Origin of the sequence: Streptomyces sp. NEAU-YJ-81 (genome assembly GCF_017592595.1) — a bacterium.
In the GTDB taxonomy this organism is placed as follows: Bacteria; Actinomycetota; Actinomycetes; order Streptomycetales; family Streptomycetaceae; genus Streptomyces; species Streptomyces hygroscopicus_B.
On the sequence record NZ_JAGFNO010000021.1, the window covers coordinates 182,576 to 200,375 of the forward strand.

16 protein-coding genes are annotated in these 17,800 nt (G+C 71.3%); 5 read left to right on the top strand and 11 right to left on the bottom strand.

Features of this window, described 5'->3' with window-relative positions; translation table 11 throughout:
- Positions 1 to 9: 9 nt before the first annotated feature.
- The 3 genes from J5X86_RS34010 to J5X86_RS34020 form a co-directional block, all read right to left on the bottom strand.
- The gene (locus J5X86_RS34010) at positions 10 to 495 is read right to left on the bottom strand and encodes a DUF6099 family protein (RefSeq protein ID WP_078644322.1); all 486 of its coding nucleotides are present in this window, start codon (positions 493 to 495) and stop codon (positions 10 to 12) included.
- A 340-nt stretch (positions 496 to 835) separates the two neighbouring features.
- The gene (locus J5X86_RS34015) at positions 836 to 1,159 is read right to left on the bottom strand and encodes a nucleotide pyrophosphohydrolase (protein WP_228054172.1); all 324 of its coding nucleotides are present in this window, start codon (positions 1,157 to 1,159) and stop codon (positions 836 to 838) included.
- A 58-nt stretch (positions 1,160 to 1,217) separates the two neighbouring features.
- Positions 1,218 to 2,375: an ATP-binding protein gene (locus J5X86_RS34020; protein ID WP_208520538.1), complete on the bottom strand. Its 1,158-nt coding sequence runs from the start codon at positions 2,373 to 2,375 to the stop codon at positions 1,218 to 1,220.
- 146 nt (positions 2,376 to 2,521) lie between these two features.
- Here J5X86_RS34020 and J5X86_RS34025 point away from each other — a divergent pair, with 146 nt between their 5' ends.
- From J5X86_RS34025 to J5X86_RS34035, 3 genes are all read left to right on the top strand, one after another.
- Positions 2,522 to 3,064, top strand: coding sequence for a hypothetical protein (locus J5X86_RS34025; protein ID WP_208520539.1), 543 nt, complete (start codon positions 2,522 to 2,524; stop codon positions 3,062 to 3,064).
- 369 nt (positions 3,065 to 3,433) lie between these two features.
- Positions 3,434 to 5,599 (top strand): MMPL family transporter, encoded by a 2,166-nt coding sequence (locus J5X86_RS34030; protein WP_208520540.1) that lies wholly within the window; start codon positions 3,434 to 3,436, stop codon positions 5,597 to 5,599.
- 141 nt (positions 5,600 to 5,740) lie between these two features.
- Positions 5,741 to 6,682: a hypothetical protein gene (locus J5X86_RS34035; RefSeq protein WP_208520541.1), complete on the top strand. Its 942-nt coding sequence runs from the start codon at positions 5,741 to 5,743 to the stop codon at positions 6,680 to 6,682.
- A gap of 36 nt (positions 6,683 to 6,718) precedes the next feature.
- Here the strand turns inward: J5X86_RS34035 and J5X86_RS34040 are convergent, their stop codons facing one another.
- The 8 genes from J5X86_RS34040 to J5X86_RS34070 all read right to left on the bottom strand — a co-directional run bounded on the left by J5X86_RS34040 (position 6,719) and on the right by J5X86_RS34070 (position 15,812).
- The gene (locus J5X86_RS34040; RefSeq protein WP_208520542.1) at positions 6,719 to 8,062 is read right to left on the bottom strand and encodes a class I SAM-dependent RNA methyltransferase; all 1,344 of its coding nucleotides are present in this window, start codon (positions 8,060 to 8,062) and stop codon (positions 6,719 to 6,721) included.
- A gap of 117 nt (positions 8,063 to 8,179) precedes the next feature.
- Complete coding sequence (locus tag J5X86_RS34045; protein ID WP_208520543.1) at positions 8,180 to 10,270, bottom strand: APC family permease; 2,091 nt, start codon at positions 10,268 to 10,270, stop codon at positions 8,180 to 8,182.
- Between the two features lie 88 nt (positions 10,271 to 10,358).
- Positions 10,359 to 11,474, bottom strand: a complete 1,116-nt coding sequence (locus tag J5X86_RS34050) for a cytochrome P450 (RefSeq protein WP_308124802.1) — start codon at positions 11,472 to 11,474, stop codon at positions 10,359 to 10,361.
- A complete protein-coding gene (locus J5X86_RS51140) occupies positions 11,456 to 12,928 on the bottom strand; it encodes a cytochrome P450 (protein ID WP_308124803.1) in 1,473 nt (490 codons plus the stop codon). The genes J5X86_RS34050 and J5X86_RS51140 overlap by 19 nt, the downstream gene beginning before the upstream one ends.
- Positions 12,925 to 13,539, bottom strand: coding sequence for an ATP/GTP-binding protein (locus J5X86_RS34055; RefSeq protein ID WP_208520545.1), 615 nt, complete (start codon positions 13,537 to 13,539; stop codon positions 12,925 to 12,927). Before J5X86_RS34055 ends, J5X86_RS51140 begins: the two co-directional genes overlap by 4 nt.
- Entirely contained in the window at positions 13,517 to 13,873 is a 357-nt protein-coding gene (locus J5X86_RS34060) for a DUF742 domain-containing protein (protein ID WP_059141665.1), read from the bottom strand. Before J5X86_RS34060 ends, J5X86_RS34055 begins: the two co-directional genes overlap by 23 nt.
- Positions 13,870 to 14,298 carry a roadblock/LC7 domain-containing protein gene (locus tag J5X86_RS34065; protein ID WP_208520546.1) on the bottom strand — a complete coding sequence of 143 codons (429 nt, stop codon included), beginning with the start codon at positions 14,296 to 14,298 and terminating at the stop codon, positions 13,870 to 13,872. Before J5X86_RS34065 ends, J5X86_RS34060 begins: the two co-directional genes overlap by 4 nt.
- Positions 14,295 to 15,812 (bottom strand): ATP-binding protein, encoded by a 1,518-nt coding sequence (locus tag J5X86_RS34070; RefSeq protein WP_208520547.1) that lies wholly within the window; start codon positions 15,810 to 15,812, stop codon positions 14,295 to 14,297. The genes J5X86_RS34065 and J5X86_RS34070 overlap by 4 nt, the downstream gene beginning before the upstream one ends.
- 622 nt (positions 15,813 to 16,434) lie before the next feature.
- Here J5X86_RS34070 and J5X86_RS34075 point away from each other — a divergent pair.
- Together J5X86_RS34075 and J5X86_RS34080 are read left to right on the top strand one after the other, a co-directional pair.
- Positions 16,435 to 17,103, top strand: coding sequence for a TrkA family potassium uptake protein (locus J5X86_RS34075; RefSeq protein ID WP_078644257.1), 669 nt, complete (start codon positions 16,435 to 16,437; stop codon positions 17,101 to 17,103).
- On the top strand, positions 17,100 to 17,777 hold the full coding sequence (locus J5X86_RS34080; protein WP_059141661.1) for a TrkA family potassium uptake protein: 678 nt from the start codon (positions 17,100 to 17,102) through the stop codon (positions 17,775 to 17,777). Before J5X86_RS34075 ends, J5X86_RS34080 begins: the two co-directional genes overlap by 4 nt.
- The last annotated feature ends 23 nt before the right edge of the window (positions 17,778 to 17,800 follow it).

A 17,800-nucleotide genomic window follows, 5' to 3' on the forward strand; every position in this document is an offset into this window, starting at 1 on the left:
CCTGCCTCTTCACGCGGCACCACCCCACTCCCCGCCCCACTCGCGGAACGTGAGATGCCGGAGCATCCCGTGCACCCGGTCCCGGGCCTCGTCCGCCGCGTCGATCGCCTCCACACACTGCCAGTACAGCGCCTCCTCCTCCGTATTGGCGGCGACCCCGACCAGCGCGAACCCCGCCTCCGCGAGCAGATCTCCCAGCGCCAGCAGCACCTCTCTCGGATCGCGCACTTCTGAGAGCTGCGCGGCCCGTAAACCGCCGCCGCGCAGCGTGGGGTGGTGCAGCGCCGGGTGGAACAGGGCGCCGCGCGCCCGCCCGCCCGCCTCGCACAGACCGCGCGCCTCCGCTCGCGCGGCCGCCGGGCCGCTCACCACGAAATAACCGCCGACCGCCTCGGCCAGCGCTTGAACCTGCCAGGCTTCGGCCACGATGTCGTGCACGCCCCCGGCCTTCGCCAGGGCGTGCCGGGTGACACCGATCAGCCGCATCGCGTCCATTCCCCGCACCCCTCTCAACGGACTTCCGAGCCCGTCACTCCTCCACTACCCAGAGTGATGACTAACAGGCCGAAAAGCTAGGGGAATTCAGGAATCTGTTGACAACAGTTGCGGTGTGGATAACTTTTTCACTACGGAGAGTGACGAAGTGGAGGGTTAGGGGGCTTGTGGGCCATCCGAGATCACGGTTCACCGCCAGAGCGCCCGTTCACCGTCATAGTCCCCCGTTCACCGCCAGACCCCCCATTCACCGCCAAAGCCCCCGTTCGCGGTCAGCGCACGTCCGCGATCAGCCCCCGTTCGCGGTCAGCGCACGTCCGCGATCAGCCCCCGTTCGCGGTCAGCGCCCTCCGTTCACCGGAAAGCGCCCCTCGTTCCGGTCGATCTTCGCCGAGAGCGCCGCGAGCGCGTCGATCCCCAGCACCTCGCAGAACTGGAGCAGATACGCCAGCACATCGGCGACCTCATCCTCGACCCGGGCCGCCTTGCCCTCGTCCTCCATCACCCGCGCCGACTGCTCCGGCGTCAGCCACTGGAAGATCTCCACCAGCTCCGACGCCTCGACGCTCAGCGCCGCCGCGAGGTTCTTGGGGGTGTGGTACTGCTGCCAGTCGCGCGCCGCCGCGAAGGCGGCCAGCCTGCGCTGCAGCGCCGCCACGTCCAGGCCGTCGGTCCGGCCGTCGGTTCGGCCGCCGGTCCGGTCGTCGGTTCGTCGCTCGCTCTCATAGGACTCGCTCACGACCCAGGTCTACCACCGTGACGGGGGCGTCCCCGACCGCCCCCGTCACGTCCCCCACCGTCCCCACGAGCCGGATGTGCCCCCGTGCGCACATCCGGGCCGCCACCCCCAGGAGCTCCCGCGCCTGCCGCCGGTCCAGACACCGGTCGAAACCGTCGGCCAGCACGGTCAGCACCTGCCGCGCGGGGAGCACATCGGCCGCCGGGTCCACGGCCAGCACACCGGGCCCGGTCAGCAGCACGAGCGCGAGCGCGAGATACCGCAACTCCCCGTCGCCCAGCCGCTCCACGGGCATCGCGCCGAGCTCCCCCTGCTCGACCAGGGCCCGCACCACCCCGTCCGCGTGCCCCTCGGTGACCAGGCCCTCCACCGGCCCGACGCACCCCGCCCGGACCGCCGCGACCAGCGCCGCATGGCGCGTGCCGCACTCCCGGCTGGTCCGCCGCAGCACCGCCGCCAGGTTCTCGCAGCAGCCACGCAGCCGCCCGTCCCTCGGCACCGCCGGCGCCCGCATCCGCTCCGGCCGCGGATCGCAGGGGAAGACCGAGCGCAGCGCGATGACCACCTGCTCGGCGGCGGCCAGCGCGAGCCGCTGGCCCTCCGTCGTGCCCGCGACCCGCAGCGGCAGCAGCGAGGTCGCCAGCCGGTCGTCGGGCAGCGGAGCGCGGGTCACCGCGACCGCTCCCGCCGTATGCCAGGCGGCCTGGACACAGCGCCGCCCCGGGTCGCGCAGCGCCGTCTCCAGCAGGGTCTCCCCCGCCCCCGTCATCCGCTCCCCCACGATGCGCAGTTCGGGCTCGGCCTGTACGGCGACGTCGAGCCGCACGGGCCCGACCGGGCCGTCCACGGTGCAGCCGATGCGGAAGCCGCGCCGCCCCTGCCGGTCCGGCCGCGCCCGGCGCGGGATGTAGGCGGCCGGGTCGCGGAACACCTCCGCGAGCCGGGCTCCGCCCGCGAGCCGCGCGAGCGCCGCGTACGCCTCCAGCACCCCGGACTTACCGCTGCCGCTCGGACCGGAGATCAGGGTCAGCGGGCCCAGCGAGAAGGCGGCGCGGCGGTGGGTCTTGAAGGCCGACAGCCTCAACTCGGAGACGATGGGCCGCAGTTCGGTCCTGGCGGGCAGGAGCCCGGATGCGCTCATGCTCCGGAACATATCTCTGGCACATACCGCTGAACCGTTACGCCTTCCGTATCTTCCTACCATCGGGGGATAGCCGTGGTGGCCCATGATGACCAAGGGGCGGCGGATGACCAGAGATCGGGGAGTTGCGGACGGGATGGGGGGCCATGGCTGACAGCACCTTCTGGATCGCAGCCCTCACCGGCGGCACCGCCGTCCTGGCCAGCTGGGTCACCAGCCGCGGCAACACCCGGGCCGCCCGGATCCAAGCGGACACCGCCGTACTCGCCCAGCGCGCGGAGCGGCTGCGCGACAGCAGGCGCGGCGCGTATCTCGATCTGATCGAACAGACCCACAGCATCGGCGAGTTGTACTGGCAGATCGCCGCCGTCCAGCGAGCCGCCGAGGCGGGGCGCCGCCCCGCCCTCCTGGATGAGTTGGACGAGTTGGCCGAGCTCGCCGAGCGCGAACGCGACGAGTACGGCAAGCTGCGCCGCTGTGTGCGCGTGGTCGAGCTGGAGGGCCCGGCCGCCGCGGCCACCGCCGCGAACGCGCTGCAGAAGGCCACCGGCCCGTTCCACCGCGCCCTGGGCGCGATCCGCTCCGGCGAACCGGAGGGGCCGCAGCGCTTCCACGACGCCTTCCGCCCGTTCTGGCAGGCCCTTACGGACTTCGTCGAGGCCGCGAAGACGGCCCTCCACGAGCCGTAGCGGGGCGCCTTGTCGAGCCGTAGCGGGGGCCTCGGCGAGGCGCGGCGGGTGGCTTGTCAGGAAGCGGACGGCGCGGGAGGCGGGGTGCCCGCTACGGGACGCCACACACCCCAATTTTGTCAGCAACATGTCAGTCCGCACCACTTCACGGCCCGACCGCACACCGGCACCGGAGACTCGTACGGTGGCCGTCGGCCCGGGGCTCGAGAGGTGCCATCAGCACGGATGCTGATACGCGGGCCGCTCCCCTAAACCCTTTGGCGGAGCCGCTCTCAGCCCCCAGGTCGATTTCCACGGGGACCCATGGTGCGGCCGGAACAGCTGTCCTAGCGTGCCCTTTACTGGAACCTTAAATCCCTAAGGAGCGTCATGTTCGGCCGAATAGGACGGTTTTCCGTCCACCGTCCATGGCTGGTCGTCGCGATGTGGGTCATCGCGGCGGTCGGCCTGGCCATCCTGGCCCCACCGCTGAAGTCCAGCACCGACCAGGCCGACTTCCTGCCGTCGCACTACGAATCGGTGCGGGTGACCAAGCTCCAGGAGCAGGCGTTCCCGCAGCACGAGACCGCGGCCGCCATCCTGGTCTACCAACGGTCGGACGGCGGAAAACTCTCCGAGGCCGACAAGGCCGCCGTCACCAAGGCGACCACGGGGTTCCAGGACGAGAAGTACAAGACCTTCAAGTCCGTGGTGACCACGCCCGAGGCCGTCTCCAAGGACGGCAAGATGGCGCTGGCCAACGTGTACTTGACCAAGAAGGACATCTACAACGAGGACACCCAGCAGTCGATCAAAGACCTGCGCGCGGACCGCGACAAGCTGCTGAAGGGCACCTCGCTGAAGGTCGACGTGACCGGTCCGTCGGCTTCTGCCCTCGATTCCATCGAGTCCTCGGGTGACACCGACGCCATGATCATGATGGCCACCCTGGTCCTGATCATCGTGCTGCTCGGCGCCATCTTCCGCAGTCCGCTCATCGCGCTGATGCCCGTGCTGATGATCCTGGTGATGTTCATCATGGCCCAGGGTCTGATCGCCACCGCCAGCGATCTGTTCGGACTCGAGGCCGACAGCAGCGTGTCCGCGATCCTGATCGTGGTGCTGTTCGGCGTCGGCACGGACTACATGCTGTTCCTGCTGTTCCGTTACCGCGAACACCTCCGTAAGGGCCAGGAGCCCAAGGAGGCCCTGGTCGACGCGGTCACCCGGGTCGGCGAAACCATCGCCTCGGCGGCCGGTGCGGTCATCGTGGCCTTCCTCGCCCTGGTGCTGTCGACGATGGGCAGCATGCGCGCCATGGGACCCTCGCTGGCGATCTCCGTCGCGGTGACGCTGGTGGCGGCCCTCACCCTGGTGCCGGCGGTGTTCTCGCTGCTGGGAACGAAGGCGTTCTGGCCGTCCAAGGCGTGGAAGAAGGTCCCCCGCAACCGACTCGCCAACGGCGTCGGCTCCCTGGTGTCGCGCCGTCCCGGGCTGATCGCCGCGGTGTCCGCCGGTGTGCTGGCGGCCCTGGCGGTGGGCGCGCTCGGCTTCAAGGCCGAATTCGACACCGAGAGTTCGCTCCCCAAGGACCTGGAGTCCGTCCAGGCCATGGCGGATCTGCAGAAGAGCTTCTCGGCCGGTGAGTCCGACCCGAGCCTGGTGTACGTCCAGTCGAACGGCGACAAGCTGGACCCCGCGGCGCTGACCGGATTCCGGCAGAAGCTGGGGGCGGTCGAGGGCGTCGGCGAGGTCTCCCCCGCCGTGCTCAACCCCAAGGGCGACGTGGCCCAGTTCAACGTGGTGCTGAAGTACCGGCCCGCCTCCGAGAAGGCCATCGAGCTGGTCGCCGGGGAACTGCGGGACACCGCGCACGGCTCCGCGCCCGAGGGCGCCAAGGTCCTGGTGGGCGGGTCGACCGCGGTGCTGGCCGACATCGAGGACGCGGTCAACCACGACTACCGGCTGGTGTTCCCGGTCGCGGGCCTGGCCATCATGCTGATCCTCGGCCTGCTGCTGCGCAGCGTGGTGGCGCCGCTGTATCTGATGCTCGCCGTCGGCCTCGGCTTCGCCGCGACCCTGGGTTCCACGGTCTGGCTGTTCCAGAACGTCCGGGGCGAGAACGGCCTGCTCTTCATGCTGCCGATCATCGTCTATCTGTTCGTGGTGGCGATCGGCACGGACTACAACATCCTCATGGTGGCCCGGCTGCGGGAGGAGGTCAGAAAGGGCAAGACACCGGCCGAGGCCGTCCGGCTCGCGGTGTCCCAGTCGGCGCCGACGATCGGTTCGGCCGCCATCATCCTGGCGGGCACCTTCGGTGTGCTGATGCTGGCCAGCAACACCATGCTCCAGCAGATGGGCTTCGCCGTCGCCTTCGGCATCCTGCTCACCGCGTTCATCATGGCGCTGCTGCTGGTGCCGACGGTGACCGCGATGCTCGGCTCCAAGGCGTGGTGGCCCAACCACCGCCACGACTCCCCCGAGACGCCCGGCGTCTCCGGCCCCGGGCGGGCCGAGGAGCCCGATGCGGCGGGCGAGACCGTACGGGTGTGACCTGACGCTCCCCCGGACGCCCGAACGACCCGGTGGCCCTTCGCGACATCGTCGCGGAGGGCCACCGGCGCGAGAGGCCGTCCCCGACGCCCAGCGCGACGCACCGAAGAAGCTGATCGCAGCGCAGGGAAGGGCAGCTCGATGGACCGGTGGGACCGGATGGGGCGGCCGGCCGCGTACGGAAGCGCCGCCGCCATGGCCCCGTATGCCGTGATCAAGGTGTCGTGGGTGGTCGGCTCACTGCTCGGACTGGCGCCGGTCGGGGCCGGGTTCGGGCTCGCCGAGTGGGTGGTGCTCAACACCGTGACGGTCGGCATGGCGGCCGTCGGGATCACTCTCGGGCTGGCGCTGGCCCGGCCCTGGGGGATGCGGCTGCCCGGGGTTCCGGTGGTGTTCTGCGCCTGGGTCGGCGCGGGGTTCCTGGTGTCGATGCTGCCGTACGCGCTGGCCGACTCGCTGCTGTCGGAGCCGGACACCTCCGGGGGCGACAACGACCCCGAGATGCCCGGCTGGGAGGCGGCCCTGATCCAGTTCGGCTTCATCGGCATGGGCCTGGGCCTCACCCTCGCGCTCCCCGCCTATCTGCGCAGGCGCTGGCCGGAGGCGTTCGCCGGGCGGGGCGGCGGGCCCTCACCACTCGGCCGGGCGGCCGCGGTCCTCGGTGCCGCCGTCGGGCTGATGTGGCTGTACTGGGCGGCGGGCGGCACCGCCGGGCTCGCCCACCCCGACGAGGGCCGGGCCACCTGGCGCCTGCTGTGCGGGATCTGCGGCACGTGGGCGCTGGTCGCCGCGTTCGCCGTGGCACGACCGGGCCGCGAAGGACCCGGACGGCTCCCCCGCTGGCTGCCGTCGGTCCTCGGCTGGCTCGGCTCGGGCTCACTCTTCGCGTGGAGCGGCTGGAAACTGCCCCTCACGCTGTACGTCGCGCTCGCGGCGCCCCCGGACGTCGCGCTCCCCGAGCAGTTGGGCCTCGCGATCGCCCTGCACCTGTGCGCCGTCGTGGCGGGCGGCGCCATGATGTGGACGCTCACCCGGGGCCCGTCCCGGACCCGCCCGGAAGTGGCCGCCGCCCCGCCCGGCTGATGCCGCGCGGGCGCGCCGAGGCCGAAGCCTCCCGCCTCAGCGCCCCTCGCGCGTGGGCTCCAGCACCGCCACGCACTCCACATGGTGCGTGACCGGGAAGAGGTCGAAGGCACGCGTGCGGCGCGGGGAGTAGCCCTCCCCGCGGAAGTACTTCAGGTCGCGGGCGAGTGCCGCCGGGTCGCAGGCGACGTAGGCGATACGACGGGCGCCCAGGGCCGCGAGGCGGGTCACCGTCTCCTTGCCCGCGCCCGCGCGGGGCGGGTCCAGGACGATGAGGTCGGCCTCGGTGATCCCGGTGCGGGGCAGCACCTGCTCGACCTTGCCGTGCTCGATGCGGACGCGCTCCAGGTCCTGGAGGTTGTGCCGGGCGTCCTCCACCGAGCGCTTGCTGGACTCGATGCCCAGCACCGCGCCGCGCTCCCCCACCCGCTCGGCGATCGCGCCCGCGAAGAGGCCGACCCCGCAGTACAGATCGAGGGCCGTCTCGCCCTGGCGGGGCATCAGGCCCTGCATGACGGCCTCGACCAGGACGTCCGCCGCCTTGGGGTGGACCTGCCAGAAACCGGCCTCGCCGACCCGCCAGGTGCGGCCCGCCGCGCGCTCGCGGACGAAGGGGCGGCCGTGGACACGGTGCACCAGACGGGTCCGCTCACGGCCGCGGGACTCGCTGACCCGCAGCACCGAGACCGGCCGGTCCAGTTCGACGATCGGCAACCGGCCGCCGGGGCGCGGGGTGAGGACGACCTGACGGTCGGAGGAGCCGGTGGCGGCGATGGCCTCCACGCTGGCGATCTGGGGCCATTCGCGCTTCTCGACGCCGAGTTCGGTGACGCCGGGGGCGGCGATCAGGCAGTGGTCGATCGGCTCGACCTCGTGCGAGCGGTGGCGGCGCAGTCCGGGCCGGCCCTGCTCGTCCACCGCGTACTGCACCCGGGTGCGCCAGGCCGGGACCTCGCCGCGGGCCACCTTGTCGCCGGGCGCGGGCTCGACCGTGCCGTCCCAGCCCGCCTCCTCGGGGGTGAGCCCCGCCAGCCGGGCGAGCTGCTCGGTGATCACCTCGGACTTCAGCCTGCGCTGGGCGCCGGGGGCCGCGTGCTGCCAGTCGCAGCCGCCGCATTTGCCGGGGCCGGCGAACGGGCACGGCGCCTCGACCCGGTCCTTGGAGGCGTCCAGCACCCGCACCGCGTCGGCGCGCAGGAAGCGCGCGCCCTCCTCGCCCTCGGTCACCCGGGCGACGACCCGCTCACCGGGCAGCGCGTGCCGGACGAAGAGCACCTGGCCCTCGCCGGTCCGGGCGATGCAGTGGCCGCCGTGCGCCACCGGGCCGACCTCGACCTCGTACTCCTCGCCGACCAGCGATGCCTTGGGTTCACTTTGCATGGCGGGTTCAGGCTCCAGAGGGGGTGAGGGGGCGCGGTGGGACAACAGCCCACCAGTCTACGTCGCGCCCGCCCTCACCCCGTCACGCCCTGATGTACCGGGCCTGCGGGCCCACCGTCAGGGAACCTGCGAGGTGACGCCCGGCTTCTCGTCCTTGGGCCCCTTCTCGCCCTTCTCGCGCTTGGCCGGAATCACCGGGCCGCGCCGCACGGCCCCCGGGGCGTTCCACTCGGCCCGCTTGCGCGCCCGCTTCCGGGCCAGCTCGGAGGAGTCCAGCTGCCACGGCACGGAGGTGACCATGACGCCCGGGGTGAACAGCAGCCGCCCCTTGAGCCGCAGCGCGCTCTGGTTGTGCAGCAGATGCTCGTACCAGTGGCCGACCACGTACTCGGGGATGAAGACGGAGACCACATCGCGCGGGCTCTCCCGGCGCAGGCTCTTGACGTAGTCGATGACCGGCCGGGTGATCTCGCGGTAGGGCGAGTCGAGGATCTTCAGCGGCACATCGATGCCGCGCTCCTGCCACACCCGCTGCAGCGCCTTGGTCTCGGCGGGGTCCACGTTGATGCTCAGCGCCTCCAGCCGGTGCGAGCGCATCAGCTTGGCGTAGGCCAGGGCGCGCAGTGTCGGCTTGTGGACCTTGGAGACCAGCACGAGGGAGTGCACCCGGGAGGGGCGTACCTCCTCCTCGTCGAGCTGTTCGGTGGCCGCCGCGAGTTCCTCGGAGACGCCGTCGTAGTGGCGCCTGATGGCCGTCATGGTGACGTAGAAGATGACCATGCCGAGCAGGGCGACCCAGGCGCCGTGGGTGAACTTCGTCAGCAGCACCACGACCAGCACCAGGCCGGTGAAGAAGGCCCCGAAGGTGTTGATCGCGCGGGCGCGGACCATCCGGCGGCGGGCGTTCGGGTCCCGCTCGGTGGCCAGGTGGCGGTTCCAGTGCCGCACCATGCCCGTCTGGCTGAGGGTGAAGGAGACGAAGACGCCGACGATGTAGAGCTGGATCAGCCGGGTGGAGTCGGCCCCGTAGAGGTAGACCAGGACCGCGGCGGCCGAGGCGAGCAGCACGATGCCGTTGGAGAAGGCGAGCCGGTCGCCGCGGGTGTGCAGCTGGCGGGGCAGATAGCGGTCCTGGGCCAGGATCGAGCCGAGCAGCGGGAAGCCGTTGTACGCGGTGTTGGCGGCCAGGAACAGCACCAGCGCGGTGGCCGCGGCGAGCACCACGAAGAAGAACGAGCCGTCGCCGAAGACCGCGGCCGCGACCTGCGAGATCACCGGGTTCTGGGTGTAGTCGGCGCCGAGCGGGGTGCCGTTCTTCAGCAGGTCGTGCGCGGGGTTCTCGGCCATCTTGACGTTGGTCACCAGGGCCAGCGTGATGATGCCGACGAACATGGTCACGGCAAGGCCGCCCATCAGCGCCAGCGTCGTCGCCGCGTTACGGCTCTTGGGCTTGCGGAAGGCGGGCACGCCGTTGCTGATCGCCTCGACGCCGGTCAGGGCGGCGCAGCCGTCGGAGAACGCGCGCAGCAGCAGGAAGATCAGCGCGAAGCCGGCCAGTCCGGTCTGCTCGGCGTGGACCTCGAAGCCCGCGGTGGGGGCCTTCATGTCGTCACCCAGGACCAGCCCGCGGTAGGCGCCCCACAGGATCATCACGAAGACGCCGCCGACGAAGACGTAGGTGGGGATCGCGAAGAGCTTGCCCGACTCCCGTACGCCCCGCAGGTTCATGAGCGTCAGCAGCAGGATGATCCCGACCGCGCACAGTGTCTTGTTCTCGACGAAGAAGGGAACGGCCGAACCGAGGTTCTCCACACCGGAGGAGATCGACACCGCCACCGTGAGGACGTAGTCGACCAGCAGGGCGCTGGCGACCGTCAGACCCGCCTTGGGGCCGAGGTTGGTGGTGGCGACCTCGTAGTCACCACCCCCGCTGGGGTACGCGTGCACGTTCTGGCGGTACGAGGCGACCACCGTGAACATCAGCACGATGATGGCGATCGTGATCCACGGGCTGTAGTGGTAGGCCGACGCACCCGCCACGGACAGAACGATCATCACCTGCCCCGGCGCATACGCGACGGAGGACAGGGGGTCGGAAGCGAAGACGGGGAGCGCGATGCGCTTGGGGAGGAGAGTCTCCCCCAGCTTGTCGCTGCGCAGGGCCCGCCCGATCAGGATCCGTTTCGGGAGGTCGGTCAGTTTGGACACGGAGAGGATCGTAAGGGGTAGCCCGGGCCCCCGCCCACCCGCCCACCCCTGGGAAAAGGGGCGGGCGGGAGCAGGGCGCCGGAGGCGATCAGGACAGGCGCGCGGGCAGCGTGCGGTGGCCGTTGGAGATGAAGGACTCCACCGGCTCCAGCGGCTCCTGCCCGGACGCGAGCGTGAGCCCGGGGAAGCGGTCGAAGAGCGCCGGGAGCGCGATCGCGGCCTCCAGCCGGCCCAGCGGGGCGCCGACGCACAGATGGACGCCGTGGCCGAACGCCAGGTGGCTCTTGAGCCGCCGGGTGACGTCGAAGCGGTCCGCGTCCTCGCCGTGCACCTCCGCATCGCGTCCTGCGGCCGCGTAGGCGGCCAGGATCGCGTCGCCCTTGCGCAGCACCACGCCGCTGTCCAGCTCGATGTCCTCCACGGCGTAGCGCAGCGGCAGGTTGGCGACCGGGGCGGAGTGCCGCAGCGTCTCCTCGATCACGTCCTCCCAGGTGGCCCGGCCGGCCCGGACGTGCTCAAGCTGCTCGGGCCGGGTGAGCAGCGCGTGGATGGCGTTGTCCAGCAGGTTGACCGTGGTCTCATGGCCGGCCGAGAGGAACAGGGCGAGGGTGTCGATCAGCTCCTTCTCGCTGAGCTTGGAGCCGCTCTCCTCGTCCCGCACCGCGATCAGCCCGCTGGTGAGGTCGTCGCCGGGCCGCTCGCGCTTGGTGGCCACCAGCTCGCCGAGGACGGCGTACATCTCGTTGAAGGTGGCGGTGACCTCCTCCGGGGAGGCGGAGGTGTGGAAGATGCTGTCCACGACCCGGCGCATCCGCTCGCGCAGGTTCTCGTCGTCGAGCCCGAACAGCTCGGAGATCACCTGAATCGGCAGCGGGTACGCGTACGCCTCGCGCAGGTCGACCACCTCGCCCGGCGCGGCGGCCAGGTCGTCCAGGAGCGTGGTGCAGATCTCCTCGACGCGCGGCCGCAGGGCGGCGGTGCGCCGGGCGGTGAACGCCTTGGAGACCAGGGTGCGCAGCCGCCGGTGGTCGCCGCCGTAGGCCGTGAACATGTTCTCGACGGCGACCCAGGTGATCAGCGGCCACTCGGGCGAGATCTCACCGTTGATCCACGCGGGCCAGTGCTGCCGGGGGTCCTTGGAGACCCGGGGGTCGGTCAGCAGCTCCTTGAGGGTCCGCTGGCGGGTTATTGCCCACGCCACCACGCCGTCAGGAAGCTCAACAAGCGTCGCCTCGCCGCCTGCGGCGACTCGGGCTGCCTCTCCGGCGATGTCGCGGCCGGCGGGGTCGAGGACGATGGGACGGGGTTCCATTGGCTGACTCCAGAGGTCTCGTCGAATCGGACCGGCTCGGACACGGGCGCCGCGAACGGCTCGTTCACGGCCACCGCTTGGGCGGGGAAGCGCACCGGCAGGGCGGCCAGGGCGCGGGCGAACGGCCCGGTCCGCCACGTCAGCCGCTCGACGGGGACCGCCAGCTCCATGTCCGGGAGGCGGTCCAGGAGCCGCTCGATGGCCACGGAGGCGATCACCCGGGCGGGCCGCTCGGCGGGGCAGCGGTGGGCGCCCGCGCTCCAGGCCAGATGGGCCCGGTTGCCGGACCGGCGGTCGGAGGCCATGGACGTCTCGCGGTTGGCCGCGGCGTAGCTGATGAGCACCGGTTCGCCCTTGCGCAGCCGTACGCCCGCCACGTCGCAGTCGTACCGGGGGAACCGGGTGCCGTAGTTGGCCATCGGCGGGTCGTTCCACAGGACCTCGTCCAGGGCGTCCTGGACGGGCATGCTGCCGCCGGACAGCTCACCGGCGAAGCGGTCGTCCGACAGCAGCAGGCGCAGCGCGTTGGCGATCAGGTTCTGCTGGGGGTCGGTACCGGCCGCCATCAGCAGGATCATCTGCTGCATCAGCTCGTCGTCGGTGAGCTGCGAGGGATGCGCGATCAGCCAGGAGGTGACGTCGGCGGAGAGCTGCCGGCGCTTGTCCGCCAGCAGGCCGGAGATCCAGTGGAGCAGCTCGTCGTTGGCCGCCGCCGCCTCCTCGCCGCTGTCGAAGAGCTTCATCATCGTCTCGACCAGCTTCGGCCCGTCCGCGGGGCGCGCGCCGAAGAGCTGGTTGAAGACCAGCAGCGGAAGCACCGACGCGTACTCGGTGATCAGGTCGGCCTCGCCCCGGGAGGCGAAGGCGTCGATCAGCGTCTCGGCGCTGCGCTCGACGTACTCGCTGAGGGCGTGCGGATCCACCCGGTCCAGGCTGTCGGTGATCGCCCCGCGCAGCCGGGCGTGTGCCTCCCCGTCGCAGAACAGCGCGTTCGGCCGGTACATCATCATCGGGGCGACCGGGTTGTCCGGCCCCACGCTCCCGTCCTGCATGGCCCGCCAGCCGCGCGGGTCCTTGGCGAACCGTTCGGTGTCGCGCAGGATCTCCAGGCCGAGCGGGTAGCTGGTGACCAGCGAGGCGTACACCCCCGGCGTGAGCTCGACCGGTGCGATCGGCCCATGGGTGGCGCGCATCCGCGCGTAGGTGCCGCGCGGGTCGGCGGCGAACTCAGGACCGTACATCGGTACGGCCGCGCTTTGCCCGGTGTCGCCCACGGCCTCGGCGGGGCCCGCGTGCGCGGGGCAGCCCGGTGGAGGAACGGGGCCGGCGGCTGGACGGTCGGTCACACAATCTCCTGAGAACTACGGGTCTGGCGGGCCTGTAGATATTGGACGAGGGCGATCAGCGCGTGGGTGGAGGAGATCCGGTCCCGGGCGTCGCAGGTCACCAGGGGGGTTTCCGGAAGCAGATCGAGGGCCTCCCTGACCTCCGGCTCCGCGAAGCGGGGAGAGCCCTCGAACTGGTTGACGGCGACGGCGTACGGCAGTCCGTGCTCCTCCAGGACGGCCATCACCGGGAAGGACTGCTCCAGCCGCCGGGTGTCGGCCAGGACGAGCGCGCCCAGCGCCCCGTTCGTCATGTCCCGCCACAGCCGGGTGAAGCGCTGCTGTCCCGGCGCGCCGAACAGATAGAGCACCAGGGACTCGCTGAGGGTGAGCCGACCGAAGTCCATGGCGACGGTGGTGGTCGTCTTGTCCTCGGTGCCCCGCAGGTCGTCGATGAGCGCACCGGCCTGCGTCATCGTCTCCTCGGTGCGCAGCGGCCGGATCTCGGACAGCGAGCCCACGTAGGTCGTCTTGCCGACGGCGAAGTGTCCGACGACCAGGATCTTCGCCGCCACCCGCACCGTATGGGGCAGATAGACCGCCTTGTCGTCAGAGGCGAGCGCGGAGTCCATCGAGCACCTCCTGCAGGAGCTGGGTGTCGGGGAGGTCGGCGGCGGGGATCGGGGACCGCGTGGAGACGTGGCCGCTGTCCACGAGGTCACCGAGCAGCACCTTGGTGACGCTGACGGGCAGCTCCAGGTACCCGGAGACCTCGGCCACCGAGAGCGCGCCGCCCAGGCACAGCTCCATGACCCGCCGCTTCTCGGGGCTGAGCCCGGTGAGCGGCCGGTCGGGGTGGGCCATGACCAGGGTCACCAGGTCGAAGGTGTTGCGAGTCGGGTAGGCACGGCCGTCGGTGACCACATACGGCCGTACCAACCCTCGTTCGCGCCGCCCCGGACTCATGCGTGGCTGCCGATCCCCTGCCGCGGGAGGCCCTGCCGCGGCGGGCTGGTGAGCTCCTTGCCGAGCCGGTCGACCAGCTTCTGCATCCGGTAGCTGACCGCCTCCATGTCCACGGCCTCGGTGGCCGAGACCGCCAGATACGCGCCGGGCCCGGCGGCGATCAGGAAGACGTACCCGCCGACGAACTCGACCAGCGTCTGCTGCCAGGGCGTCTCGTTCGGATCACAGAACTCGGAGGTGGAGCGGCTGATCGACTGCAGCCCGGAGAGTGCGGCGGCCTGGCGCTCGGCCTCGTCGCGGGCGATGCCCTCGGAGTACGCCCGCAGCATCCCGTCCGCGGAGAGCAGGATCGCGTGCCGTGCCTCCGGCATCTTGACGACCTCGTCGAGCATCCAGCCGAGCTCGTTGTTGAGATGGTCGTTCATGCCTGGCGATTCCCTTCGTCATGGTGAGGGGCGGAGTCCTGGGTGTCGGCACGGCCGGAGCGGGTGCCGCGCGCGAACGCGCCCAACCGCGAGGCGGTTTCCTCCGCCGAACGCGCGCGGTGCGCGCCGGTGTCGTCGGATTCGGCGGCGCCGGTCCGCCCGGCCCCCATGGGCCAGTCGGCGGCCGGCGGGGTGGCGGCGGCCTGCCTGCGGCGGCGCTTGGGCAAACCGCCCTGCGTGGTGCCGTACACGCGCGTGGCCTCGTCGTCGCCCAGGGACGGCTGGGGCGCCGGGGCGGGTGCCGGGGCCGGGGCGGGCGCGGGGGTGGGGGTGGGAGCGGGCGCCGGAGGCGGGGCCTGGGGCGGGACCTGAGCCCGGGGCGGGGTCTGGGCCTCGGCCGGAGCGGTCTGCGCCTGCCGCGCTCTTCTGGGGGCGCGGGTGCGGCGGGAGGGCAGGGTGTGCAGCGGCTCGGCGCCCTCGGGGTCCTGCGCCGCGGTGGCCGGCCGTCCGTCGGGGTCGATATGGGTGAGCAGCTCGCTCGGGAGGAACAGCACGGCGCGCACACCGCCGTACGGGGACCGGGTGTCCACCGAGACGCTGAAGCCGTACCGCGCGGCCAGCAGGCCCACCACGGCGAAGCCGAACTGCGGCGGATCGCCGAGCCGGGAGACGTCCACGGCGCGCTGGCCGGAGAGCAGGGCGGCGGCCCGCTGGACCTCCAGGCCGTCCATGCCCACACCGGCGTCGTCGATCACGATGCAGGCCCCGTTGTGCACCGGCTGGAGGCTGACCTCCACGGAGGTGTTGGGCTGCGAGTGGCGGGCGGCGTTGTCCAGCAGCTCGGCGACCGCGAGCACGATGGGCTCCACGGCCCGGCTCACCACGGCGACGTCGATCAGCGCGTGCACCTGCACCCGCTGGTAGTCGCGGATACGCGACTTGGAGCCGCGGACGACATCGGTCAGCGAGGAGGCCAGCCGCTGACGGCCGGGCCAGGAGCCGCAGAGCACGGCGATGGCCTGGGCGCGCCGGCCGAACTGGGCGTTGGCGTGGTCGATCTCCAGCAGGTCCCGCAGCACATCGGGGTTGTCGTGCCGCTCCTGCATCTCGGAGATGGACACCTGCTGCTCGTTGGCGAGTCCCTGGACGGCTCGCATGGACGCCTTGAGCGCCGCCTTGGCGGAGGCGTCGGCGCGCGTCTGCGCCTTGTCCACCGCGCGGGTGAACTGTTCCATGACGGCGTGCAGGCTCTGAGCGAAGGCCGTACCGGCCAGTTTCTCGTCCCGCAGGCCCGGCAGCGGGCCGGGCTGGCTCAGCACATCGGCGATCGAGGGGAGGCGTACGTCGACGAGGTGCTGCACCTCCTCGTCACGGGACCGCAGACTGTCCTCGAGAGTGGCGTTGCGCCTGCGGACTCCGGCGGTGATCTGCCGCTGGCGGATCAGAAGCACCAGGACGACGAGAAGCGCGGCGGCCAGACACCAGCTCACCGCCTCCGTTATGTGATCAGTCATCAGGAACCTCGTGCAGAAGAACGCGGGCGCGGAAGGAACGATTCAGAGCCCTGATGTCCCGTCCGGAAACGGAATACGGCGATCATCTTAGCCATGTCGTGACCTAGTATCCGACGCCCGTGACAAAGTTCGAACCAGCGGCATTCGCTCGGCATTTGTCATGTGGTTTCGGTGAAGATCCGGGATTTCAGGCAAAGATGAAGGGTCGCGACCACCGGTGAAGCGCCGTAACCCGGGCCCACCGTAGTGGTCGAGGCTGATCACCAACAGCCTTTTCACTCCGCGTCCGCAACCGGAAATGATCGTTGCCCTTCCCTGTCCCCTCCCTCCCGGCACGTCTGCGATCACCTCCGACCGCCTCCCCGCATCGCCGATCATCGCGGGAACTTTCCCGCTATGTCGTACGTCACCACGTTCATCTCCCGGCCGTCGCGCGCGGACGGGGGAACGGGCCGCCGGTACGGATACGGTGGGGACAGGTGCCGCGGCGGCCGACTCCCGTCGTCCCCGGGCACCGGCATCGGGGCCCCGCCCCGCTGTCGCCCCGTAGGTCCTGGAAGGAAGATGTGAGCAGGGTGTTTGCGCAGGTCGGCACGGTCATCTGGAGTGCGGGGTAAGACGCATGCATATCGTGATCATGGGCTGTGGCCGGGTGGGCGCGGCCCTCGCCCAGACCCTGGAGCAACAGGGGCACACGGTCGCGGTCGTCGACCAGGACCCCACCGCCTTCCGCCGCCTGGGCGGGGGCTTCGGCGGGCGCCGGGTGACCGGCGTCGGCTTCGACCAGGACACCCTGCGCGAGGCGGGCATCGAGGAGGCCGGGGCCTTCGCCGCGGTGAGCAGCGGCGACAACTCCAACATCATCGCGGCCCGGGTGGCCCGCGAGATGTTCGGGGTGGAGAACGTGGCGGCCCGTATCTACGACCCCCGCCGGGCCGAGGTCTACCAGCGCCTCGGCATCCCGACCGTGGCCACGGTGCGCTGGACCGCCGACCAGATGCTGCGGCGGCTGCTGCCGTCCGGCGCGGAGCCTCATTGGCGGGACCCCAGCGGCGGGGTGCAGCTCGCCGAGGTGCACATCTCCCCCTCATGGGTGGGCCACAAGGTCAGCGTGCTCCAGGAGGAGACCGGAGTGCGGGTCGCGTTCCTCACCCGGCTCGGCGAGGCGATGCTGCCGACCTCCGGGACGGTGCTGCAGGAGGGCGACCTGGTGCATGTGATGATGCGCACCGACGAGGTGGAGAAGGTCGAGGCAGCCTTCGAAAAGGGGCCTGAGGAGGCGAACCGATGAGGGTTGCCATTGCGGGTGCGGGCGCCGTGGGGCGTTCCATCGCGAGCGAGCTGCTGGAGAACGGGCACGAGGTGCTCCTCATCGACAAGGCGCCGACCGCCATCTCGGTGGAGCGGGTGCCGCAGGCCGAGTGGCTGCTGGCCGACGCGTGCGAGATCACCTCTCTGGACGAGGCGGCGCTGCAGCGCTGCAACGTGGTCATCGCGGCCACCGGTGACGACAAGGTCAACCTGGTCGTCTCGCTGCTCGCCAAGACCGAGTACGGGGTGCCCCGGGTGGTCGCCCGGGTCAACAACCCCAAGAACGAGTGGCTGTTCAACGAGGCGTGGGGCGTCGATGTCGCCGTCTCCACCCCGCGTCTGATGTCGGCGCTGGTCGAGGAGGCGGTGAGCGTCGGCGATCTGGTGCGGCTGCTCCGCTTCAGCCACGGCGACGCCAATCTGGTGGAGCTGACGCTGCCGCCGGAGGCGGCGCTGGTGGGCACCCGGGTCGGCGATGTGGAGTGGCCGGAGGACACCACGCTGGTCACCATCATCCGCGGCACCCGCGTGCTGACCCCGAACAAGGACGATGTGCTGGAGGCCGGTGACGAGCTGCTGTTCGTCGCGGCACAGGCGCGCGAGGAGCAGCTCGAGCAGCTGCTGTCCGTCCAGCGCCAGGACGCCACGGGCTAGGACGCCACCACGGGCAAAGACCG

Bases quoted from the DNA above. Each gene is read 5' to 3' on its own strand.
- J5X86_RS34010 (WP_078644322.1), bottom strand. From the start codon at position 495: ATGGACGCGATGCGGCTGATCGGTGTCACCCGGCACGCCCTGGCGAAG.
- J5X86_RS34020 (WP_208520538.1), bottom strand. From the start codon at position 2,375: ATGAGCGCATCCGGGCTCCTGCCCGCCAGGACCGAACTGCGGCCCATC.
- J5X86_RS34025 (WP_208520539.1), top strand. From the start codon at position 2,522: ATGGCTGACAGCACCTTCTGGATCGCAGCCCTCACCGGCGGCACCGCC.
- J5X86_RS34030 (WP_208520540.1), top strand. From the start codon at position 3,434: ATGTTCGGCCGAATAGGACGGTTTTCCGTCCACCGTCCATGGCTGGTC.
- J5X86_RS34035 (WP_208520541.1), top strand. From the start codon at position 5,741: ATGGACCGGTGGGACCGGATGGGGCGGCCGGCCGCGTACGGAAGCGCC.
- J5X86_RS34040 (WP_208520542.1), bottom strand. From the start codon at position 8,062: ATGCAAAGTGAACCCAAGGCATCGCTGGTCGGCGAGGAGTACGAGGTC.
- J5X86_RS34055 (WP_208520545.1), bottom strand. From the start codon at position 13,539: ATGGACTCCGCGCTCGCCTCTGACGACAAGGCGGTCTATCTGCCCCAT.
- J5X86_RS34060 (WP_059141665.1), bottom strand. From the start codon at position 13,873: ATGAGTCCGGGGCGGCGCGAACGAGGGTTGGTACGGCCGTATGTGGTC.
- J5X86_RS34065 (WP_208520546.1), bottom strand. From the start codon at position 14,298: ATGAACGACCATCTCAACAACGAGCTCGGCTGGATGCTCGACGAGGTC.
- J5X86_RS34070 (WP_208520547.1), bottom strand. From the start codon at position 15,812: ATGACTGATCACATAACGGAGGCGGTGAGCTGGTGTCTGGCCGCCGCG.
- J5X86_RS34075 (WP_078644257.1), top strand. From the start codon at position 16,435: ATGCATATCGTGATCATGGGCTGTGGCCGGGTGGGCGCGGCCCTCGCC.
- J5X86_RS34080 (WP_059141661.1), top strand. From the start codon at position 17,100: ATGAGGGTTGCCATTGCGGGTGCGGGCGCCGTGGGGCGTTCCATCGCG.